The sequence below is a fragment of the Variovorax sp. GW822-FHT04E09 genome, assembly GCF_058800845.1.
Genome location: NZ_JBXAMR010000004.1, coordinates 113,975 through 136,300, shown reverse-complemented (window position 1 = coordinate 136,300; position 22,326 = coordinate 113,975). Strand labels below are relative to the sequence as shown.

Below are 22,326 nucleotides of genomic sequence, written 5' to 3'. Positions count from 1 at the left end.
CAGGCGCGGCGCAGGACAGCGGCTGCGTTCAAGCCGCAGCCGGCCTGCCTGCCTAAGCTGGCGGTGCTCCATCAAGAGAGCATCAACCGGAGACATCCATGAGACAGACATCCTCGCGCGGCGCCATGCCGCTGTCCCTGCTCGCGTTGGTCACAGCGACCACGCTCACCGCCTGCGGTGGCGGTGGTGGAGGCGGCAACGGGTTCCCGTTCTTTCCCATCGGCGGCAACCCGCCCACCAACCCACCGGCCGAAGGCAGCTACAAGGCCGAGATCCGCCGCACCGCCCTGGGCGTGCCGCACATCAAGGCCGACAACTGGCCCGGCGTGGGCTACGGCTACGGTTTTGCGCAGGCGGAAGACGACCTGTGCACGATGGCCGACTCCTTCCTCACCTACCGCGGCGAGCGTTCGCAGTACCTCGGCGGCGATGCGCAGCTCGTGGCCAGCAGCACCATCGCGCGGCCGAAGAACATCGACTCCGACTTCTTCCACAAGCAGGTGATCTCGGCCGACGTGCTCGCGAAGATGATCGCGGCCCAGCCCGACAACCTGAAGCAGCTGGTCGAGGGCTTCGCCGCTGGCTACAACCGCTACGTGCGCGACGTGAAGGCCGGCGGCACGGCGCACCAGGCCTGCCGCAACGAAGCCTGGGTGAAGCCCATCACGGCCGAGGACATCTACCGCCGCATGTACGCGGCCAACCTCGCGGGCGGCTACAGCAACTTCCTGGCGAACATCGCCAATGCGATCGCACCCGCACCGGCGGCGCCCACCAAGATGGCTGCGCGCGGCGGCGCGAAGAAGGCCTCGCTGCAGGTGGCGGCGCTCTTCAACGTGCCCGAGCTGCAGGTCGGCGGCAAGGAGGGCGTGGGCAGCAACATGATCGGCTTCGGCACCGCCGCCACCGGTGACAGCAGCCCGCTGCTCTTCGGCAACCCGCACTGGTACTGGCGCGGGCCGGACCGCTTCTACCAGGCGCAACTCACGATTCCGGGCCAGCTCAACATCAGCGGCACCTCGTTCCTCGGCATTCCGGTGATCCTCATCGGCTTCAACGACAACATCGCGTGGAGCCACACGGTGTCGACCGCGCGCCGCTTCGGCTTCTACGAACTGAAGCTCGCGGCGGGCGACCCGACCAGCTACATGCGCGACGGCAAGCCCGTGAAGATGCAGGCGCTCAACATCACCGTCAACGTGAAGCAGACCGACGGCAGCGTGGCGCCGGTGACGCGCACGCTCTACAAGTCGGAGTACGGGCCGATGGTCAACCTCACGACCTTCGGTGCGCCGTTCGCCTGGAGCCAGACCACGGCCTTCGCGATCCGCGACATCAACGGCGAGAACTACCGCACCTTCAAGAACTGGCTGCGCTGGAACCAGGCCAAGTCGCTCGACGAGTTCATCGCCATCCAGCGCGAGGAAGCGGCCATTCCGTGGGTCAACACCGTGGCCGTGGGCCGCGGCGCGGCCAAGGCCTGGTATGCGGACATCGGCGCGGTTCCCAACGTGTCGCCCGCCCAGGTGGCCAGCTGCACGACGCCGCTGGGCGCGGCGGCCGGCGCCTCGCTGCCGCGCGTGCCCTTCTTCGACGGCTCGAAGAGCGAATGCGACTGGCAGACCGATGCCGACTCGGCGCAGAAGGGCGCCATCGGCGCGGCCCGGCTGCCGAGCCTGCTGCGCGACGACTACGTCGAGAACTCGAACGACAGCTACTGGCTCGCGAACCCGAAGGCGCCGATGACCGGCTACCCGGCCATCATGGGGCCCGCGGGCACGGAGGCCGTGAGCTTCCGCACGCGCCTGGGCAACCTGATGGCGCAGGCGCGCATCGACGGCACCGACAGCTACGCCGGCAAGGCGGCCACGCCCGAGACCGTCAAGCAGATGGTGCTCAACAGCCGCGTGCTGACGGCCGAACTGTTCAAGGACCAGGCGCTGGCCATGGTGTGCGCGACGCCGACGATCAACGTGGCGACCGATCCGCAAGGCGGCGCCGCCATCGGGCGCGACGTGGACACCGGCCCGGCCTGCGCGGTGCTCAAGGCCTGGAACAACACGGGCACGATCGGCGCGCGCGGCGCGCACATCTGGGACGAGTTCTGGAACCGCGCGTCGCTGCAATCCGCGGCCACGCTCTACAACGTGCCGTTCAGCGCGAGCGATCCGATCCACACGCCGCGCGACCTGAAGGCCGGTGCCGCGAGTGCCCTGCAGCAGGCCTTCGGCGCGGCCGTCGCGCGCGTGGAGGCCAGCGGCTTCGCACTCGATGCACAGCGTGGCGACTACCTGTTCGCCACGCGCGGCGGCCAGAAGATCCCGCTGTACGGCGGCTGCCACGGCCCGGGCTACTTCACCATCGCCTGCTCCGAGAACCGGCTCGACAAGGGCGGCTACACCATGGACGGCAACCCGAACGGCAACAGCTACATGCAGATCGTGCGGTTCTCTGAAGGCGGCGTGGAGGCCCACACCTTCCTGACGTTCTCGCTGTCGGACGACCCGGCCTCGGCGCACAACGCCGACTACACCCGGGCCTACAGCGCGGGGCAGTGGCTGAAGGTGCCGTTCTCCGAAGCGGAGATCAAGGGCGACGCGGCCTACCGCAGCGCGGTCGTCAGCGAATAGCAGACGACGCGGCCGCGCGCTGCGCGAGCCAGTTCCACCCGGCGCCTGCGGCCATGAGCACGCAGGTGCCGAGGAACACCGCGCGCATGCCGATGTGCCCGCCCACGAAGCCGCCCAGCAGCGGGCCCGCCACCTGGCCCGCGTACTGCGCCGACGTCGAGTAGCCCAGCATGTTGCCGGCCACGCGCTCGGGTACGTTGTGGCGGATCACGCTGGCAATGCACGGCAGCAGCCCGCCGAGCGACAGCCCCATCAGGAAGCGCAGCACCACCAGCTGCCAGCCCGCCGTGACGAAGGCCTGCGGAATCAGCAGCAGCGCCGACACTGCAAGACAGCCGACGATCACGTTCCAGTGCCCCACGCGGTCGGCCAGCTTGCCCAGCCGCGAGGCCGAGAGGATGCTGCCGAGCGCGGCGGCCGACATCACGAGGCCGGCCATCATCGTCACGCGCTGCGGGTCGTCGAGCAGCGTGGCGACGTAGACCGTGATGATCGGCTCGATCGACATGTTCGCGAGCATCAGCAGCATGCCGGTGAAGAACATCGCGACCAGCGGGCGCTTGTCGGGCACGGCGGCCCAACCGGTGTCGTCGGACGTGCCGCGTTGCCTTGCGGCGGAAGGTGCCTTCTTCTCTTCACGGATGAGAAAGGCCGTCGCGAGAAAGGCGATGAAGATCATTGCGCCGGCCGCGAAGAAGGTGTTGCGGATGCCGACCAGCGGCGGCAGCACCCCGCCTACCAGCGGCCCCACGAGGTTGCCCGCCATGATGGCCGACGACATCGTGCCCAGCGCCCAGCCGGTGCGGTCCTTGGGCGTCTGCGTGGCGACCAGTACCATCGAGCCCGAGGCGTACCCGCCGAGCAGCCCCGCCAGCAGCCGCAGGCCTACGAGCTGCCACACGTTGGCCGCGAGGCCGATCAGCGCCATCGCCACCGCCATGCCGAGGCTCGCGCGGATCAGCATCGGCTTGCGCCCGTAGCGGTCGGCCAGCCGGCCCCACAGCGGCGCGACCAGCGCGGCGCTCAGGAAAGTGGCGCCATAGGCCGCGCCCGACCACTGCACGATGGCCGCGTGGTCCTTCACGCCAAGCTGCTCGACGTATAGCGGCAGGAAGGGCAGCAGCAGCGTCATCGCGATGATGGTCGTGAAGGAACCGAACATGCAGACGGCGAGGTTGCGCTGCCAGTGTGCGTGGGCGCCCGGTTCGGCTGTGGGGGCGCCTGTTGTCGTTGTCGTCGGGTTGGTCATGGTGGGGAACGCCCATTGTGGGACGACCCGCGCGGGCTGGCGCTTGCCGATTGGTGGGGGCACCCATCGCGGCGCGGGAAGGGCGCAGGCCGTATCCCTCCCGCTGGCGCGGTGCGACGGGTTGGTCTAGCCTTGCGTCTGCTACCTCTAACAACCCTCTTTTCAGGACATGGCCATGAAACGCATCGGCATGCTCGTCTTCCCCGGTTTCCAGATCCTCGACCTCGCTGCCATTGCCGCGTTCGAGCTCGCGAACATCCATGCCGGCAAGCAGGTCTACCAGGTCGAGCTGCTGTCGGAAGAGGGCGGCCCCGTGACCAGCTCGTCGGGCGTGGTCACCGACAGCAAGCGCTTCGGCACGGGGAAGTTCGACACGCTGGTGATGAGCGGCGCGCTCTTCATCGCGCCCACGTCCGAGAAGATGTGCCGCTTCCTGCGCGCGGGGCTGCGCAACGCGCGCCGCGTGACCAGCATCTGCACCGGCGCCTTCGGGCTGGCGGATGCGGGCCTGCTCGACGGACGCCGGGCGACCACGCACTGGTCCTTTGCGGGCGAACTGCAGAAGCGCCACCCTGCCGTCAAGGTGCAGCCCGACCGCATCTTCATCAACGACGGGCCGGTGTGGACCTCGGCCGGCATGACGGCGGGCATCGACCTCGTGCTGGCACTGGTGGAGGAAGACCTCGGCGTGGAGGTGGCACGGTTCGCGGCGAGGAAGCTGGTCGTGTACCACCGCCGCGCGGGCGGGCAGTCGCAGCATTCCGCGCTGCTCGAGCTGGCGCCCAAGTCGGACCGCATCCAGAAGGCGCTGGTGCATGCGCGCGCCAACCTGCGCGAGACGCTGTCGGTGGACGAACTGGCCGAGGTCGCGCACCTCAGCCCGCGCCAGTTCAGCCGCGCCTTCAAGGCCGAGACCGGGCAGTCGCCGGCGCACGCGGTCGAGAACCTGCGCGTGGAGGCGGCACGCGCGCTGATCGACGAGGGCAGCCTCGCGCTCGGCGTGGTCGCGCGCGAAACGGGCTTCGGCGACCCCGAGCGCATGCGCCGCGCCTTCCTGCGCACGCTGGGGCATCCGCCGCAGAGCGTGCGCCGCGTGGCCCGTCGGGAGGCTGCGACGGCTTGAGCAGTGCATGTCCTGAAAGGTGGCTTATATGACATTTACGCCATCGCCTTGCAGGAAGAGACTTCTCCCCACGGCCATACACCCGTGGCGACGAAGGAACTCCATGACTGCAACCCAAGCAAATCCGAACAAGGGCACGGCCCTCATCACCGGCGCGTCGTCGGGCATCGGCGCCGTGTACGCGGACCGTCTCGCGCGACGCGGCTTCGACCTGATCCTGGTGGCGCGCAACCGCGAGCGCCTCGCCGCACTGGCCGCGAAGCTCTCGGACGAAACGGGGCGCAAGGTCGAGGTTCTTCCGGCCGACCTGTCCGACCGGAAGGACATCGCGTCCGTGGAAGCCGTGCTGCGCACCCGCGGCGACATCACCCTGCTGGTGAACAACGCCGGCTTCGGCGCCGCCGGGCCGCTGCTCGGCTCGGACATCGACAAGATGGAGGACATGATCGAGCTCAACGTGAGCGCGCTCACGCGGCTCACCTATGCGGCCGTGCCCGGTTTCGTCGAACGCGGCGGCGGCACGCTGGTGAACATCGCCTCCATCGTGGCGATCTCGCCCGAGACGCTCAACGGCGTGTACGGCGGCACCAAGGCCTTCGTGCTGGCGCTGAGCCAGTCGCTGCAGCACGAGCTGAAGGACAAGGGCGTGCGCGTGCAGGCGGTGCTGCCCGGCGCGACAGCCACCGAGTTCTGGGGCGTCGCGGGCGTGCCGATGGCGCACCTGCCCAAGGAGATCGTGATGACGGCGCAGGACATGGTCGACGCGGCCCTCGCGGGGCTCGACCAGGGCGAGCAGGTCACGATTCCGGCGTTGCCTGATCTGGCCGAGTGGGATGCGTTCGACGCGGCGCGGCGTGCGATGTCGGGCCGGTTGTCGAGCACGGCGCCGGCGGCGCGCTACCGGGTGAACGGGGCGGATACGGCGGCGCGGGCATGACACCTGTGCCTGCGTGGCTGTGGGCGGCGAGCAGGGCTCGCTGAGCCCCGACGCTTAAAATCTCCACCCCGCAGCAGGGCGTCCCGGCCTGCTGCGGGGTTTTGCTTTTCCGGGGCCATGTAGAGGAACACCATGTACAAAAACCTCGCGGGCCGCGCCGTTCTGGCGTGGGTGACCGCCTGTTTTTTATCCCCCGCCTTTTCACAGACCGCACCGCCGAAGCCGCCCCTGGCCAAGGACGCGCTGAAGATCGGCTTTGTCTATGTCACGCCGGTCACCGATGCCGGGTGGGTGCGCCAGCATGAAGAAGGCCGCAAGGCCGTCGAGGCCGCGCTGGGACCCCGCGTGAACACCGTCTTCGTCGAGAACGTGCCCGAGGGCGCCGACGCCGAGCGCGTGATCCGCGACCTTGCGCAGCAGGGCAGCCAGCTGATCTTCACGCCCAGCTTCGGCTACATGGAGCCGACGCTGAAGGTCGCGAAGGACTTCCCCGGCGTGAAGTTCGAATCGATCACCGGCTACAAGACCGCGCCCAACGTCGCCACCGCCAACGCCCGCTACTACGAAGGCCGTTACCTCGCGGGCATCGCGGCCGGGCGCATGACGAAGACGAACGTGGCCGGCTACGTGGCGGGCTTTCCGATTCCCGAGGTGCTGCAGGGCATCAACGCCTTCACGCTCGGCATGCGCTCGGTGAACCCGAAGGCCAAGGTGATCGTGGTGTGGCTCAACGAATGGTTCGATCCGCCGAAGGAGCGCGACGCAGCGATGGCGCTGTTCAACCAGAACGCCGACGTGCTGACCTTCCACACCGGCTCCACCGCCGTGATGGCCGCCGCGCAGGAGCGCGGCAAGATGGCCGTGGCCTACCACTCCGACATGCGCAAGATCGCGCCCGACGCGCAGATCGTCGCGGTCACGCACCAGTGGGGCGGTTACTACACGCAACGCGCGAAGGCCGTGCTCGACGGCACCTGGAAGAGCGGCAACCTCTGGGGCGGCGTGAAGGAAGGAATGATCCGCGTCGGCGACTTCGGCACGAAGGTGCCCAAGGCCGTGCAGGACGAGGTGCAGGCGCGGCAGAAGGACATCGCGGCGGGCAAGCTGCAGCCGTTCCGCGCGGTGGCGGCCGATGTGCGCGACAACGAAGGCCGCGTCGCGATCGCCAAGGGCGCGCAGCTGAGCGACGAGCAGATCCTGCAGATGAACTGGCTGGCCGAGGGCGTGCAGGGGCGGGTGACACGCTGAGCGCGGCCTTTTGCCCCGCCTGAAGAGAGCGTTGCGCGTATAGCACTCATACGCGCAGGGCAATTCCCGCCGTCCGGGGCTGGATTACCCTCCGAATCCACGATGAAAAAAGCCTACCGCGCCTCCCTCCTGCGATTCGACGCCGCCGGCCTGCCTGTCTTCGACGAGGACGGCCTGCTGGTCGTCGCCCCCGACAGCACCGGCCGCCAGCGCGTGCTCGACGCCGGCAGCCATGCCGACGTGTCGCAGCGCCATGCCGGCGCCCACACCACCCACCTGCCGGGCCGCATCCTGGCGCCGGGCTTCGTGGACATGCACGTGCATTACCCGCAGACCGACATCATCGGCGCGCCCGCCGCCGGCCTGCTGCCCTGGCTCGAGAACTACACCTTCCCGGCCGAAAGCAAGTTCGCCGACCCCGCTCATTCGCGCGTGGTGGCCGACGTGTTCTTCGACGAGCTGCTGCGCAACGGCGTGACCACCTCGCTGACCTTCGCGACCTCGCACGTCGCCTCGGTCGACGCCTTCTTCGAGAGCGCGCAGCGCCGCCAGCTGCGCATGATCACTGGCAAGGTGCTGCAGGACCGCAACTCGCCCGACGGCGTGCGCGACGACACCGAGCAGAGCCTGGTCGACACCGAGGCGCTGATCCGCAAGTGGCACAACGTCGACCGCCTGGGCTACGCCATCACGCCGCGCTTTGCGCCCACCAGCACCGACGCGCAGATGCGCGGCGCCGGCGAGCTGGCCGCCAAATACGGCGACACCTGGATCCAGTCGCACGTGGCCGAGAACCGCGACGAGGTGAAGTGGGCGCGCGAGCTGTACCCCAAGTCGCGCTCCTACCTCGACGTGTACGCCGACTTCGGCCTGCTGCGCGAGCGCGCCGTGTACGCCCACTGCATCTACCTGGACGACACCGACCGTGCGCTCATGCACGAGACGAAGACGGCCGCCGCCGTGAGCCCCACGAGCAACCTGTTCCTGGGCAGCGGCTTCTTCGACTTCGGCGCGGCCGACCGCCTCGAGCAACCCTACGGCCTGGCCAGCGACGTGGGCGGCGGCACCAGCTTCAGCCCCTTCCACACCATGCTGGCCGCGTACTACGTGGGCCGCGAGGGCCAGACCAAGACCGGCCTGAGCATCGCGCCCTCGCGGCTGTGGTGGCACCACACCGGCGGCGCGGCGCGTTCGCTGGGGCTGGACGGCGTGGTCGGCAACCTGCAGCCGGGCTGCGAGGCCGACTTCCTGGTGCTGAACCCGTCCGCCACGCCGCTGCTGGCGCGCAAGACCTCGCTGGCCAACAACCTCGAAGAGCTGCTGTTCGCGATGATCGTGCTGGGCGACGACCGGCTGGTCGAGCGCACGGTGATTTCGCAGGCGGGCTGAGCGGCGCCTGCGGGGGGAGGGCGCGCAGGGCGCCCATGCCACAATTCGGCCCCGATTTCCCCCGCAGCAGCATCAGCGAGCGCATATGAGCATCAAGAGCGACAAATGGATCCGGCGCATGGCCGAGAACGAAGGAATGATCGATCCCTTCGAACCGGGCCAGGTGCGCGAGAACGACGGCCACAAGATCATCAGCTACGGCACCTCGAGCTACGGCTACGACATCCGGTGCGCGCCCGAGTTCAAGGTCTTCACCAACATCCACAGCACCGTGGTCGACCCGAAGAACTTCGACGAGAAGAGCTTCGTCGACATGCACGGCGACTACTGCATCATCCCGCCCAACAGCTTCGCGCTGGCGCGCACCGTGGAGTACTTCCGCATCCCGCGCAACGTGCTGACCATCTGCCTGGGCAAGAGCACGTACGCGCGCTGCGGCATCATCGTCAACGTGACCCCGTTCGAGCCCGAGTGGGAAGGCTACGTGACGCTGGAGTTCAGCAACACCACGCCGCTGCCCGCCAAGATCTACGCGGGCGAAGGCTGCGCGCAGGTGCTGTTCTTCGAGAGCGACGAGGTCTGCGAAACCAGCTACAAGGACCGCGGCGGCAAGTACCAGGGCCAGCGCGGCGTCACGCTGCCCAAGACCTGACAGCCTGATACAGGCATCCTGACCGCCGGTTACGTTCCGGGCGGCCGGGCCAAGTACCATCCTGCGACGTTCCGGCAAATACGCCGTTCAGCAAGCCGGCAAGGAGACTGCGATGAGATGGGAAGGCAACGAACAATCCGACAACGTCGAAGACCGCCGTGACGGCGGGGGTGGCGGCGGAGGCGGCGGCTTCATCGGCGGGCGAGGCATCGGCATCGGCACCATCGCGGTCGCGCTCATCGCCGGCTGGATCTTCGGCATCAACCCGCTCACCGTGCTGAGCCTGCTCAGCGGCGGCGGCGACCCGGTCCAGGTGCAGCAACAGCAGCAAGGCCCCGCGCCCAAGCCGCCCACCGGCGACCGCGAGGCGGCCTTCGTCTCCACCGTGCTGAAGAACACCGAAGTGGTCTGGACCGATCTCTTCCGCAAGAGCGGCGGCAATTACCAGGCGCCCCGGCTCGTGCTGTTCCGCGGCGCCACGCCCACGGCCTGCGGCACCGGTCAATCGGCCATGGGGCCGTTCTACTGCCCGGGCGACAAGAAGGTCTACATCGACCTGGCGTTCTACGACACCCTCAAGAACCAGCTCGGCGCGCCCGGCGAGTTCGCGCAGGCATACGTCATCGCGCACGAGGTCGGCCACCACGTGCAGGACGAACTGGGCATCACCGCCAAGGTCGACGGCATGCGCGGGCGCCTGAGCCAGTCGCAGAACAACGCCGTCAGCGTGCGCGTCGAGCTGCAGGCCGACTGCTTCGCGGGCGTGTGGGCACACCATTCGCAGGAGTCGAAGAAGTGGCTCGACCCGGGCGACATCGAGGCCGCCATGAACGCCGCGCAGAAGATCGGCGACGACGCCCTGCAGCGCTCTGCGGGCCGCGCCGTGGTGCCCGACAGCTTCACCCACGGCTCCAGTGCGCAGCGCCAACGCTGGTTCGGCACGGGCTACCAGACGGGTGAAATGAAGTCCTGCGACACCTTCAACGCGCGCAATCTGTAAAGATTGTCTCCCGAGAGCCCCGGATTCATTGGGGGCCTTGCTATTGAATAAATAGCAATTCGAGCTTTGCGGACGTTGTCGTTTCGTTGTCACTGCCGTTTTTTGCGGCAATGCGACAATAGAGGGCTCAATGACAATGTCCTTCTCCAATCTTTCGCTGGCAGAACCGCTGGCCCGCGCCGTGGCCGAAATGGGCTACGAGACCATGACGCCCATCCAGGCCCAGGCCATTCCGGTCGTGCTTTCAGGCCAGGACGTGATGGGCGCCGCGCAGACCGGCACCGGCAAGACGGCAGCGTTTTCGCTGCCTTTGCTGCAGCGCATGCTCAAGCACGAAAACGCCTCCACCTCGCCCGCGCGGCATCCGGTGCGTGCGCTGGTGCTGCTGCCCACGCGCGAGCTGGCCGACCAGGTCGCGCAACAGGTCAAGCTGTACGCCAAGTACACCAACCTGCGCAGCACGGTCGTGTTCGGCGGCATCGACATGAAGCCCCAGACGCTGGAGCTGAAGAAGGGCGTCGAAGTGCTCGTGGCCACGCCGGGCCGGCTGCTCGATCACATCGAGGCCAAGAACGCGGTGCTCAACCAGGTCGAATACGTCGTGCTCGACGAGGCCGACCGCATGCTCGACATCGGTTTCCTGCCCGACCTGCAGCGCATCCTGAGCTACCTGCCCAAGCAGCGCACCACGCTGCTGTTCTCGGCCACCTTCTCGTCCGAGATCAAGCGGCTGGCCAGCAGCTACCTGCAGAACCCGGTCACCATCGAAGTGGCGCGGCCGAACGAAACGGCCTCCACCGTCGAACAGCATTTCTACAGCGTCTCTGACGACGACAAGCGCCGTGCGCTCAAGCAGATCGTCAAGCAGCGCGGCATTACGCAGGCCTTCGTGTTCGTCAACAGCAAGCTCGGCTGCGCGCGCCTCGCACGCTCGCTGGAGCGCGACGGTCTGCGTACCACCGCACTGCACGGCGACAAGAGCCAGGACGAACGCCTGAAGGCGCTCGCCTCGTTCAAGGCCGGCGAAGTCGACCTCTTGGTGTGCACCGACGTCGCGGCCCGCGGCCTGGACATCAAGGACGTGCCCGCTGTCTTCAACTTCGACATTCCGTTCAACGCCGAAGACTACGTGCACCGCATCGGCCGCACGGGCCGCGCCGGTGCATCGGGCCTGGCCGTGAGCTTCGCCAGCGGCGGCAACGATGCCCGCCTGGTGGCCGACATCGAGAAGCTGATCAAGAAGAAGATCGAACTCGAACCCGTTGAGTTCGAAGAAGACCGCCCGCGCGGCCGCATCAACGATGGACGCCGCCACTGGCGTGAAGAAGGCGAAGCCGGCGACGCACGCGACGTGCTCGACCAGCCGCGCGAACGCCGCGAAGCCGACACCCGCCGCAGCATGAGCGGTGGCGGCCGCCCGCACCGTGCGCCGTCGGCGCCGCGCGACCCGTTCTTCGACAAGCCCTACGAGTCCGGCGAGCGCGAAGCCGCGCCGGCCTGGGAAGCGTCGGCCAAGGCGGCGCCCGCACGCGGCATCTCGAGCAACATCAAGAGCAAGCGCAAGGTCGCGGCACTGTTCAAGGCGGCCGAGCCGGGTTGAGCCGGGGCTGCGCGACAGCGAAAGTAAAAAAGCCGGGCATGCCCGGCTTTTTTACGTCTGCGCTGCGCGCGCTCAGGCCACGCGGAAGTGATGCGTGCCGTCGCGCCCCAGTTGCTCCACCAGCCCGAACTCCCAGTCTAGATAGGCCTGCATGGCCTCGGCGGGTGCGTCGGTGCCTTCGTAGGGCCGGCGGTAGCGGTCGGTGCGGGCGGTGGCCAGGCGGGTCTCGCCGGTTTCGGCCGGCAGCCCGGCGGCGAACCAGGCGGTGTTGCCGCCCGTGAGCACCTGCACCTCCACGTCGCGCTGGCCGCGTGCGTCGAGCAGGGCGCGCAGGTCGGCCGCGGCGTAGCGCGCGAGCAGGCTGCTGCCGCATGTGAGCACGTAGCGCGGGGCGGACGGAAGGGCCTGGCGGTCGAGCGCCTGGGCGAGCTGCGCGCGGATCACGTACCAGGCGCCGGGAATGTGGCGCTTCACGTAGTTGGCGCTCGTGGTCACGTCGATCACGGCGGTGGTGGGTTGCTGCTTCAGCAACTCGGCCAAGGCCTGCGGCGCGATCTCAGTGACCGTGGCCGCGACGGGCGGGTAGGCCGACGTCGGCGTGCCGGTCTCGCTGTGCGCAGCGGCCGGTGGAACCGCGTCGAGCACGTACACCTCCCAGCCCATCTGCGCGAGCCATGAGGCGCTCATCGATGCGCGCACGCCGTCGTCGTCGGCCAGCACGACGCGTGCGCCGCGCACCGGCACCTGGTGGTCGGTTTCCTGCACGAGCTGCCCGCCGGGCGCGCTCGCGAAGCCGGGCAGGTGGCCGGCGGCGTATTCCTCGGGCGTGCGCACGTCGAAGCGGTACACGGTGCGGCCCGGTGCCTCTAGCGTGCCGAGCGCGTCGAGGGCGATGCGGCGCACGCCCGCGGCGTCGGCCACGCGGCGCGCGTCGGCCTGCGCCTGTGCGCGGTTCGCCTCAGACACTGCTGCCGGCGCCTGCCGGCCCGCGCCGTGGTCGAGCACCTGGCCCGCGAGCTTCCAGCCGATGGTGCCGTTGCGCAGTGCGGCCACCGGGTTCGGGATGCCCGCGTTCACGAGCGACTGCGTGCCGATGATGCTGCGCGTGCGGCCCGCGCAGTTCACGATCACGCGCGTGGCCGGGTCGGGTGCGAGTTCGCGCACGCGCAGCACCAGCTCCGCGCCGGGCACGCTGGTGGCCGAGGGGATGCTCATGGTCTGGTATTCGTCGAAGCGGCGCGCGTCGAGCACGACCACGTCGGCGCGGCTGTCGATGAGCGCCTTCACCTCGGGCGCCGACAGCGACGGCGTGTGGCGCTCGTGCTCGACCAGCTCGCCGAAGGACTTGCTCGGCACGTTCACGTCGCGGAACAGCTCGCCGCCCGCCGCGCGCCAGCCTTCGAGGCCACCGTCGAGCAGGTGCACGTTGGTGTAGCCGAGCGCGGCGAAGGTGCGTGCCGCGAGAGGGGCGAGATCGACACCGTCGTGCGCGCCGTACAGCACGATGAAAGTGTCGCGCCGCGGAATGCGTCGCCACGCTTCGATCTCGATGCGCGACAGCGGCAGGTTGGCGGCCCACAGCGGGTGCTCCTGCGCGAACGGGTCTTCCTCGCGCAGGTCGAGCAGCGCGGTCTCCTCGCGCGCGATCAGCCGTTCGCGCAGCGCGGCGAAGGGCAGCAGGGGAAAGGAGGCGGTCGTTGTCGTCGTCATGCGGCAGTGTTTCGGAGTTCGGCGGAGCGGTCCCACAGGTTGGGCAGCAGCGTGTTGGAGTAGCCGGAGACGAAGGGCTTGCGCCCGCCTTCGGCCGGGTAGGTGTGGCGGCGCACGGCGCCGATGTTGGCGCCGTACACATGGATGCTGATCGACACGCGGTCGGCGTGCGCGTTGTGCACGCGGTGCAGGTCGCCCACGGTGGGCGACACGGCCTCGACATGGCCCGCATCGAGCCGCACCGGCTCGCCTTGGGGCCGCGCGGTGCCGTCGGCGTCGAGCGCGTAGGGCTGGCTGTACTCGGCGCCGCGCAGCATGCCGATGAGGCCCCACACCGTGTGGTCGTGGATCGGCGTGGCCTGGCCCGGTCCCCAGACGAAGCTCACGACCGAGAAGCGCTCGGTGCTGTCGGCATGCAGCAAGAACTGCTGGTAGTAGGTCGGGTCGGCCACGGCGAAGGCGTCGGGCAGCCAGTCGTCGCGCGCCACCAGCGTGCGCAGCAGCGCGCCGCCTTCGGACAGGATGCGCGGCTCGTCGGGCCGGCTGTCGAGCAGCCGGCCGAAGGCGCCGACGAAATCGCGCAGCGGAGCAATCATGCGGGGCGTTTCCAGAGTTGGGTGTCGGTGATCGCGCGCACATCCACGCGTGTGGGAAGGATACCGTCACGCGCCGAGCGGTCGGCCACAGTTTGTAGCGCGGCGATGTCGGCCTCGCTCACGGGCCGCCCCGCCACCGAGGCGCGCGCCGTGATGAGGCGCGCCGACGCGATCGGCAGCCGCGTGAGCTGGCTGTAGGCCTGTGCATAGGCCTCGGGGTTGGCCAGCGCCCAGTCGCCCGCGCGGGCGAGCCGCTCGAGAAACTGCACGATGGCCGCGCGCCGGGCCGGGTCGGCCAGCGAATGCTCGCTCGCGGTGATGAAGCCCAGCGCCGTGTTGATGCCGCGCCCGTCGCGCAGGATGCGCCCGCCCTGCTGCAGCGCGATGGCGTAGTAGGGGTCGAAGATGGCCCAGGCGTCGATCTGCTTCGACGCGAACGCGGCCGCCGCGTCGGTGGGCAGCACGAACTTCACCGTGACCTCGTCGCGCCGCACGCCGGCCTCTTCGAGCGCGCCGTAGAGCTGGTACTGCGAGATGCTGCCGCGCGCCGACGAGACGACCACCGTCTGGCCGCGCAGGTCGGCCACGCGGCGCAGCGGCGAGTCGGGCTGCACCACGATGCCCAGCGACTCGGCCTTGCCCACGCGCGTGGCGACGATCTTCAGCGGCGTCTTGCCGACGGCCGCCGCGAGCACGGGCAGGTCGCCGGCCATCGCGGTGTCGACGGCGGCGCTGCGCTGCGCCTCGAACAGCGGCGCGGCGCCCTGGAAGTTGGCCCAGCGATAGGCGAAGGGCGCGTCGTCGAGGGCCCTGGAGGCCTCGAACAGCGAGCGCAGGCCGCCGGCCTGGTCGCCGAGCACCAGCGTGGCCTGGGGTTGCGCCAGGGCGCGCAACGGGCCGGCCACGGCCAGCGACAGCGCGGCGCCTTGCGCGAGCCAGGCGCGGCGAGAAATTGGCAGCGCGCTCATGCCGCACCTCCCGATGCCTGCAGCGCACGCTGCCCCGCCGCGACCAGGATCGCGTCGTTCTGCGGCGTGTGGATGCGGCTGCACAGCACGTCGCGGTAATGGCGTTCAAGCGGGTTCTGGCGCGTGAGGCCGTGGTTGCCGCTCAGTTGCAACGCCAGTTCGACCACGCGGATGGCGTGCGTGGTCACGGTGTGCTTGAGCAGGCCGCTGTCGGTCGCGTGCGGGGTGTGGCCGCTGTCGACCGCGGAAGCCGCGTCGTCGAGCAGCACGCGGTTGGTGCGCAGCAGCGCCTCGATCTCGCCGACTTGCTCCTGCACGCGCGGCAGGCTGGCCAGCGGCGCGCCCAGGCTGCCGGGCGCGCGCCGGTTCAGGAAGTCGACCAGCCAGTCGCGCGCGGCGCGCGCCACGGCGTCGTAGAGGCTGCCCAGCAGCACGACCATCCAGGCCTGCTGCGCCGCATGGGCGTCGATGTCGGTCTGGCTGCCGGCGCCGGGCGCCCAGTCGGCGGGCGCGCGCAGGTCGACGGCGTGGTCGGCGGCAATGGCGACGTCCTCGAACACCACCTCGTGGCTGCCCGAGGCGCGCAGGCCCAGGTGGTCCCAGCTCGCGATCACGCGCAGGCCTGGCGCGTCGCGCGGCACCAGGAACACGCCGGTGCGCGGCGCTGGCTCGTCGGTGCGCGCCCAGACCGCGAGCCACGACAGGCCCTCGATGCCGGTCGTGTAGAGCTTGTGGCCGTCGATGCGCCAGCCCTCGGGCGTGCGCCGCGCCACGGTGCCGGGCAGGCCGCCGCGCGCCGGCGAGCCCAGCGCGGGCTCGACGCGCAGCGCGTTGATGAGCGCGCCGTGCGCCACCGCGTCGCGTGCCACGCGCTCGCGCAGGTGCGCGGGCCAGCGGCTCTCTCGGCGCGCGAGCGCCTGGTGCTGCAGGTAGGTCATGGTGAGGATCAGCGCGGTGGCGGGCTCGCCGCGCGCCACCGCCGCGATCACGCGGCGCGCCGTGGCCAGCGTGGCACCGCCGCCGCCGTATGCGACGGGCGCGACGAGGCCGACTAGGCCGTGCGCCTGCAGCGCCTCGAAGTTCTGGCGCGGAAAGGCGCCGCTGCGGTCGTGGTCTTCGGCCGTGGACGCGAACTGGTCCGACAGGCGGGCCAGCACGCTGAGGTCGACGGAGGGCGGGGTGTCTGTTTCGGGAACGGCCGGCGCGCGGCGCAAGGGGAGTGCACTCATGGTGCCCGCACGGTAAAGGCCCGCTGCCAGCGCGCGAAGGATGCATCGCGCATATCCAAATTCGTTTTTCTGCGTTCGTTTTCGGGGCCCGTCTCGGTACGGTCTCGCTTCTCCTCGTGAGTGAGTGAAGAAGAAAGAACACAAGGCATGACACCCGATTTCCCGCTGGATCGACGCCGCCTGCTGCAGGCGGCCGCCGCATGGGGCGTGGCTGCTTCAGGTGTGGCGCAGGCCGCCGCACCGTCGCGTGACCTGTCGGGCGTGACGCTGCGCGTGGGCACCTACAAGGGCCTGTGGCGCCCGCTGCTCACGGCCTCGGGCCAGGCCGACACGCCTTACAAGATCGACTGGCGCGAACTCAACAACGGCGTGCTGCACATCGAGGCCATCAACGGCGACGCGCTCGACCTGGGCTCGGGCAGCGAGATCCCGCCGGTGTTCGCGGCGCGGCAGAAGTCGAGCGTGCGGCTCGTGGCCGTGACGCACGAAGACCTCAACAACCAGGCCACGCTGGCGCGCAAGGACTCGGCCATCCGCAGCATCGCCGACCTCAAGGGCAAGCGCGTGGGCTACGTGCGCGCCACCACCTCGCACTACTACCTGGCCAAGCAGCTGGCCGAGGCCGGTCTGTCGTTCGCCGACATCCAGCCCGTGAGCCTCACGCCGGCCGACGGCCTCTCGGCCTTTGCGCGCGGCGACCTCGATGCCTGGGCCATCTACGGCTACAACGGCCAGCTCGCGCGCACCCAGTACGGCGCGCGCACGCTCAAGACCGGCGTGGGCTACCTGTCGGGCAACTTCCCCATCTACGCCAACCCGCGCGCGCTCGACGACACGCTGCGCCGCGCGGCGCTGGGCGACCTGCTGCAGCGCCTGCAGCGCGCGTTCGCCTGGATCAACGGCAACTTCCTGGCCTACGCCCGCGCGCAGTCGGCCGAGACGCGCGTGCCCGTGGGCGACCTGGTCGAGCTGTTCAACGGCCGCAGCGGCGACTACAGCCTGGGCCCCGTCACCGACGCCGTGGTGCGCAGCCACCAGGACGTGGCCGACACCTTCCAGAAGATCGGCGTGCTCGATGGGCCGGCCGACGTGAAGCCCCTGTGGGACCGCCGCTTCGAAAACCTGCTGCGGCTGCCCGCCGCCTGACCCCTTCATTCCATCCGCATCCACGAGGACACCATGAGCCAGAACGACGTTGAATTCATCGGCATGATCCAGGGCCAGAAGGTCTCGGAGATCCACGCCGCCAAGGGCCCGGCCCTCGACCGCGACTACGTGCGCGCCTTCGCGCAGGCGCACGAGAACGCCGGCTTCGACCGCGTGCTGGTGCCGCACCATTCCACCAGCCCCGACGCCACGCTCACCGTGGCCTACGCGGCCTCGGTGACCGAGCGCATCCACTTCATGCTCGCGCACCGCCCGGGCTTCGTGGCGCCCACGCTCGCGGCGCGCCAGTTCGCCTCGCTCGACCAGTTCAGCGGCGGCCGGCTCGGCGTGCACTACATCTCGGGCGGCTCCGACGAAGAGCAGAAGCGCGACGGCGACTGGCTCGACCACGACCAGCGCTATGCCCGCACCGACGAATACCTCGAGGTGCTGCACAAGGTGTGGACGGCCGAGAAGCCCTTCGACCACGAAGGCGCGCACTACCGCTTTCAGAACGCGTTCTCCGAAGTGAAGCCGGTGCAGACGCGCCACGGCAAGCCGCACGTGCCCGTGTACTTCGGCGGTGCGTCGGAGGCGGCGATCCCGGTCGCGGGCAAGTACGCCGACGTGTACGCGCTGTGGGGCGAGTCGCTCGACCAGGCGCGCGAACTCACGACGCGCGTGCGCGCCGAGGCGGCGAAGCACGGGCGCAGCGTGCGCTTCTCGGTGTCGTTCCGCCCGATCCTGGCGGACACCGAAGAGGCCGCCTGGGCGCGCGCCGAGAACATCCTGGCGGAGACGAAACGCCTGCGCGTGGTGCAGGGCTACAACCGCGGCGGCCCGCAGCAAAGCGAAGGCGCCAAGCGCCTGCTGGCCGCGGCCGAGAAGGGCTCGCGCCTGGACAAGCGCCTGTGGACCGCGGTCGCGCAGGAGATCGGCGGGCGCTCCAACAGCACCGCGCTGGTCGGCACGCCCGAGCAGGTGGCCGATGCGCTGCTCGACTACTACGACCTCGGTGTGACCACCTTCCTGATCCGCGGCTTCGATCCGCTCGAAGACGCGACCGACTACGGCCGCGCGCTGATTCCGCGCACGCGCGAACTCGTCGCGCAGCGCCTGCAGTCGCAGCGCAAGGCGGCCTGAGCCATGAGCGCCGTCCTGTCCATCGACCGCCACGCGGCCCAACCGCTGAAGCTGCACGCGAACCCGCAGCAGAAGCACTGGTTCGACCCCATCCCACCGCGCCCCACCGTGCAGGCCGAGCGCCGCCACCGGCAGGAGCGCCTGGCGGGCGCCTTCCGCCTGTTCGCGCGCTTCGGCTTCGCGCAGGGCCTGGCCGGCCACATCACGGCCCGCGACCCCGAGCTGACCGACCATTTCTGGGTCAACCCGCTGGGCGTGCACTTCTCGCGCATCAAGGTGTCCGACCTGCTGCTCGTCAATTCGAAGGGCGAGACGGTCGTCGGCGACCGGCCGCTCAACAAGGCGGCCTTCGCCATCCACGCCGCGATCCACGAGCACAACCCGAACATTGTGGCCGCCGCCCACACGCACTCGACCTACGGCAAGGCCTGGTCCACGCTGGGCCGCAAGCTCGACACGCTCACGCAGGACGCCTGCGTGTTCCACGACGACGTGGCGCTGTTCGACGACTTCACCGGCATGGTGGTCGACACCAGCGAGGGCGATCGCATCGCCCGCGCGCTGGGCGACAAAAAGGGCGCCATCCTCAAGAACCACGGCATCCTGACGGCCGGCCCCACGGTGGAGGCCGCCGCATGGTGGTACATCGCGCTGGACAACGCCTGCCACACGCAACTGCTGGCCGAGGCGGCAGGCACGCCGCAGCCGATCGACGAGGCCACCGCGCGCCACACGCACGGCCAGATCGGCGGGCCCGAAGGCGCGATCCATTCCTTCGACAGCCTGTACGAAGGCCTGGTCGAGGCCGAGCCCGAACTTCTGCTTTGACGATGACGACGAACCCCCGGAGCCTTTCCCCGATGAACGCATCCCTTTCCCGCCGCAGCGTGCTGCGCACCGGCGCCGCCGCCGCCGTGGTCGCCTCGGGCGGCCTCATCGCCTCGCAGGCCTTCTCGCAGCAGGCGCGCAAGCTCACCTTTGCCTGGAACGCCGCCGCGTTCTGCCTCTCGCCCGTGGTGGTGGCGCAGGAGCGCGGCTACTTCGAGCGCAACGGCCTGCAGGTGGACCTCATCAACTACACGGGCTCGACCGACCAACTGCTGGAGTCGCTCGCTACGGCGAAGGCCGACGCGGCCGTGGGCATGATCCACCGTTGGCTCAAGCCGCTCGAATCGGGCTTCGACGTGAAAATCGTCGGCAGCTCGCACGGCGGCTGCGTGCGCCTCGTGGGCGCCAAGGACGCGGGCGCCACCAGCTTGGCCAGCCTCAAGGGCAAGATCATCGGCGTGTCGGACATCGCGAGCCCGGGCAAGAACTTCTTCTCGATCCTGCTGGCCAAGAACGGCATCGATGCCGACCGTGACGTCACCTGGCGCCAGTACCCGGCCGACCTGCTCGACATCGCGGTGAAGAAGGGCGAGATCCACGCCATTGCCGACGGCGACCCGAACGTGTACCTGATCGAGAAGCGCAACCAGGGCACCTTCGTCGAGCTCGCGAGCAACCTCTCGGGCGAGTACAAGGACAAGGTCTGCTGCATCGTCGGCGCGCGCGGCGAGCTGGTGCGCAAGGACAAGGCGACCGTCGCCTCGCTGGTGCGCGCCATCGCGCAGGCCTCCGACTACGTGGCCGAGAACCCGAACGAGTCGGCCAAGCTCTTCGCCAAGTACTCGCCCAAGGTGCCGGTCGAAGACCTGCGCGCGCTGCTGGGCACGCTCACGCACAACCACCACCCGCTGGGTCGCAAGCTGCGCGACGAGGTGGAGTTCTACGCGCGCGACTTCCGCGGCGTCGGCGTGCTCAAGAAGACCACCGACCCGGTGCGCTTCGCGGAGCACGTGTCTTTCGATCCGCTGGCATGAGCGCCGTCATCGACCGGGTGCTGGAAGCACCGCCGGCACCGGGCAGTTGGCGTCGCCCCGGCATCGAGAAGGCCGCGCCGGCTTCCGTGTTCGCGCGCCCCGCCGAAGGCTTCTGGCGCACCGGCGCGCTTGCGAGCGCGGGCTGGGTCGCGCTGGGCCTGCTCACCGTCTACTGGCCCAACAAGGCCGTGGGCTTCAGCGACTGGGCCTACACCGACGAGTTCGGCATTGCGGCGATTGCCATCGGTGCGGTGCTGCTGCTCGTGGCGCTGCTCGGCACGCGCGCGGGCCGCGTGGCGCGCACGCTGCGCCCGGCCGGGCCGTGGCTGGTGGCGCTGCCCGTGCTGTTCGCCCTCTGGGAGATCGCGACCGCCAAGCTCGCGCTGCTGCCCACGCCGTTCTTCGCGCCGCCGCAGAGCCTCATCGAGACCTACATCGACGACTGGCGCCGCCTCGGCGAAAGCCTGGCGCATTCGGCGCGGCTGCTCGCCCACGGCTTCGTGCTGGGCGCGCTCGCGGGCTTTCTCACGGGCGTGACCATCGGCTGGTCGCGCATCGCGGGCTACTGGGTGCATCCGGTGCTGCGCTTCGTGGGGCCGGTGCCGGCCTCGGCGCTGCTGCCGCTCGCGTTCTTCTTCTTTCCGTCGAGCTACGCGGCGGCCGTGTTCCTCATCGCGCTGGCCACGGGCTTTCCGGTGGCGGTGCTCACCTGGTCGGGCGTGGCGGGCGTCAACCGCAACTACTACGACGTGGCGCGCACCATGGGCGCGAGCGAGCGATTTTTGGTGCTGCGCGTGGCGATTCCCGCCGCGCTGCCGCAGGTGTTCGTGGGCCTGTTCATGGGGCTGGGCGCCGCGTTCTCGGTGCTGGTGACGGCCGAGATGATGGGCGTGAAGGCCGGGCTGGGCTTCTACCTGTCGTGGGCGCAGGGCTGGGCCTCGTACTCGAACATGTACGCGGCGCTGATCGTCATGGCGCTGCTGTGCTCGGGGCTGATCACGCTGCTGTTCAAGGTGCGCGACCGCGTGCTGTCGTGGCAGAAGGGGACCGTGAAATGGTAGCCACCGTTGAACCCCATGTGCGCCAGGCCGGCGCCCAGATCGACATCCAGGGCGTCAGCCACTGGTTCGACGTGCCAGCGGGCCCGCTGCAGGTGCTCGACGACATCGACCTCACGGTGAAGCCCGGCGAGTTCGTCGCGCTGCTCGGGCCGAGCGGCTGCGGCAAGTCGACGCTGCTGCGCCTCGTGGCCGGGCTGGAGCCCGCCACGGCCGGTCGCATCACGCAGGACGGCGCACCCATCACGCGGCCCGACCCGTCGCGCATCGTCGTCTTCCAGGACCCGACGCTCTACCCTTGGCGCAGCGTGTGGGACAACGTGGCGCTCGGCCTGCAGGCGCGCGGCGTGCTCAAGGCGCAGCGCGGGCGCGTCGACGAAGCGCTGAAGCTCGTCGGCCTCACCGACTTCGCCAAGGCCTTTCCGCACCAGCTCTCGGGCGGCATGGCGCAGCGCGTGGCCCTGGCGCGCGCGCTGGTCAACGACCCGCAGCTGCTGGTGCTCGACGAGCCGCTGGGCAAGCTCGACTCGCTCACGCGCATCGCGATGCAGAGCGAGCTGGTCAATCTGTGGCAGCGCGCGGGCTTCTCGGCGCTGCTGGTGACGCACGACGTGGAAGAAGCGCTGTTCCTCGCCAACCGCGTGATCGTGCTGAGCGACCGGCCGGCGCGCATCGCGGCGGAGCTCGTGGTCGATTTGCCGTACCCGCGCCATCGCGGGCACGCGCGTCTTGCTGAGCTGCGCCACGAAGCGCTGCGCCACTTGGGGCTCGACGCCACCTGGTGAC

The 22,326-nt window shown here is 69.7% G+C and carries 19 protein-coding genes; 14 read left to right on the top strand and 5 right to left on the bottom strand.

Annotation, left to right across the window (positions count from 1 at the left end; all coding sequences use genetic code 11):
• Positions 1-98: 98 nt before the first annotated feature.
• A complete protein-coding gene (locus tag AC1RL8_RS17670) occupies positions 99-2,630 on the top strand; it encodes a penicillin acylase family protein (RefSeq protein WP_492686006.1) in 2,532 nt (843 codons plus the stop codon).
• On the opposite strand, the gene AC1RL8_RS17665 is transcribed toward AC1RL8_RS17670, so the two are convergent.
• The gene (locus tag AC1RL8_RS17665; protein ID WP_492686007.1) at positions 2,620-3,879 is read right to left on the bottom strand and encodes an MFS transporter; all 1,260 of its coding nucleotides are present in this window, start codon (positions 3,877-3,879) and stop codon (positions 2,620-2,622) included. The genes AC1RL8_RS17670 and AC1RL8_RS17665 overlap by 11 nt on opposite strands.
• A gap of 175 nt (positions 3,880-4,054) precedes the next feature.
• On the opposite strand from AC1RL8_RS17665, the gene AC1RL8_RS17660 reads away from it, so the two are divergent.
• The 7 genes from AC1RL8_RS17660 (at position 4,055) to AC1RL8_RS17630 (ending at position 11,828) form a co-directional block, all read left to right on the top strand.
• Positions 4,055-5,002 carry a GlxA family transcriptional regulator gene (locus tag AC1RL8_RS17660; protein ID WP_492686008.1) on the top strand — a complete coding sequence of 316 codons (948 nt, stop codon included), beginning with the start codon at positions 4,055-4,057 and terminating at the stop codon, positions 5,000-5,002.
• A 103-nt stretch (positions 5,003-5,105) separates the two neighbouring features.
• Positions 5,106-5,939, top strand: coding sequence for an SDR family NAD(P)-dependent oxidoreductase (locus tag AC1RL8_RS17655; RefSeq protein ID WP_492686009.1), 834 nt, complete (start codon positions 5,106-5,108; stop codon positions 5,937-5,939).
• Between the two features lie 132 nt (positions 5,940-6,071).
• Positions 6,072-7,187, top strand: coding sequence for a BMP family ABC transporter substrate-binding protein (locus tag AC1RL8_RS17650; protein WP_492686010.1), 1,116 nt, complete (start codon positions 6,072-6,074; stop codon positions 7,185-7,187).
• 102 nt (positions 7,188-7,289) lie between these two features.
• Entirely contained in the window at positions 7,290-8,576 is a 1,287-nt protein-coding gene (gene guaD, locus AC1RL8_RS17645) for a guanine deaminase (RefSeq protein ID WP_095744216.1), read from the top strand.
• An 85-nt stretch (positions 8,577-8,661) separates the two neighbouring features.
• A complete protein-coding gene (dcd, locus tag AC1RL8_RS17640) occupies positions 8,662-9,228 on the top strand; it encodes a dCTP deaminase (protein ID WP_062477547.1) in 567 nt (188 codons plus the stop codon).
• Positions 9,229-9,340: 112 nt separating this feature from the next.
• Positions 9,341-10,228: a KPN_02809 family neutral zinc metallopeptidase gene (gene ypfJ, locus AC1RL8_RS17635; RefSeq protein WP_062477550.1), complete on the top strand. Its 888-nt coding sequence runs from the start codon at positions 9,341-9,343 to the stop codon at positions 10,226-10,228.
• Between the two features lie 130 nt (positions 10,229-10,358).
• Complete coding sequence (locus tag AC1RL8_RS17630; RefSeq protein ID WP_492686011.1) at positions 10,359-11,828, top strand: DEAD/DEAH box helicase; 1,470 nt, start codon at positions 10,359-10,361, stop codon at positions 11,826-11,828.
• A gap of 72 nt (positions 11,829-11,900) precedes the next feature.
• Here AC1RL8_RS17630 and AC1RL8_RS17625 read toward each other — a convergent pair whose 3' ends face one another.
• Genes AC1RL8_RS17625 through AC1RL8_RS17610 form a run of 4 tightly spaced genes read right to left on the bottom strand, consistent with a single transcriptional unit; the run spans position 11,901 to position 16,331 of the window.
• Complete coding sequence (locus tag AC1RL8_RS17625; RefSeq protein WP_492686012.1) at positions 11,901-13,538, bottom strand: rhodanese-related sulfurtransferase; 1,638 nt, start codon at positions 13,536-13,538, stop codon at positions 11,901-11,903.
• Entirely contained in the window at positions 13,535-14,134 is a 600-nt protein-coding gene (locus AC1RL8_RS17620; protein ID WP_062477560.1) for a cysteine dioxygenase family protein, read from the bottom strand. The genes AC1RL8_RS17625 and AC1RL8_RS17620 overlap by 4 nt, the downstream gene beginning before the upstream one ends.
• On the bottom strand, positions 14,131-15,102 hold the full coding sequence (locus AC1RL8_RS17615) for an ABC transporter substrate-binding protein (RefSeq protein WP_492686013.1): 972 nt from the start codon (positions 15,100-15,102) through the stop codon (positions 14,131-14,133). Before AC1RL8_RS17615 ends, AC1RL8_RS17620 begins: the two co-directional genes overlap by 4 nt.
• Positions 15,099-16,331, bottom strand: coding sequence for an acyl-CoA dehydrogenase family protein (locus AC1RL8_RS17610; protein ID WP_492686014.1), 1,233 nt, complete (start codon positions 16,329-16,331; stop codon positions 15,099-15,101). The genes AC1RL8_RS17615 and AC1RL8_RS17610 overlap by 4 nt, the downstream gene beginning before the upstream one ends.
• Before the next feature lie 147 nt (positions 16,332-16,478).
• On the opposite strand from AC1RL8_RS17610, the gene AC1RL8_RS17605 reads away from it, so the two are divergent.
• The 6 genes from AC1RL8_RS17605 to AC1RL8_RS17580 are packed head-to-tail and all read left to right on the top strand — an operon-like array spanning position 16,479 to position 22,325.
• Positions 16,479-17,477 carry an ABC transporter substrate-binding protein gene (locus AC1RL8_RS17605; RefSeq protein WP_062482537.1) on the top strand — a complete coding sequence of 333 codons (999 nt, stop codon included), beginning with the start codon at positions 16,479-16,481 and terminating at the stop codon, positions 17,475-17,477.
• Positions 17,478-17,510: 33 nt separating this feature from the next.
• Entirely contained in the window at positions 17,511-18,620 is a 1,110-nt protein-coding gene (locus AC1RL8_RS17600) for an LLM class flavin-dependent oxidoreductase (protein ID WP_492686015.1), read from the top strand.
• A gap of 3 nt (positions 18,621-18,623) precedes the next feature.
• Positions 18,624-19,448, top strand: coding sequence for a class II aldolase/adducin family protein (locus AC1RL8_RS17595; protein ID WP_062482531.1), 825 nt, complete (start codon positions 18,624-18,626; stop codon positions 19,446-19,448).
• Positions 19,449-19,480: 32 nt separating this feature from the next.
• Positions 19,481-20,482 (top strand): ABC transporter substrate-binding protein, encoded by a 1,002-nt coding sequence (locus AC1RL8_RS17590; RefSeq protein WP_062482528.1) that lies wholly within the window; start codon positions 19,481-19,483, stop codon positions 20,480-20,482.
• Positions 20,479-21,543 (top strand): ABC transporter permease, encoded by a 1,065-nt coding sequence (locus AC1RL8_RS17585; RefSeq protein ID WP_492686016.1) that lies wholly within the window; start codon positions 20,479-20,481, stop codon positions 21,541-21,543. The genes AC1RL8_RS17590 and AC1RL8_RS17585 overlap by 4 nt, the downstream gene beginning before the upstream one ends.
• A complete protein-coding gene (locus tag AC1RL8_RS17580; RefSeq protein ID WP_492686017.1) occupies positions 21,537-22,325 on the top strand; it encodes an ABC transporter ATP-binding protein in 789 nt (262 codons plus the stop codon). Before AC1RL8_RS17585 ends, AC1RL8_RS17580 begins: the two co-directional genes overlap by 7 nt.
• The last annotated feature ends 1 nt before the right edge of the window (position 22,326 follow it).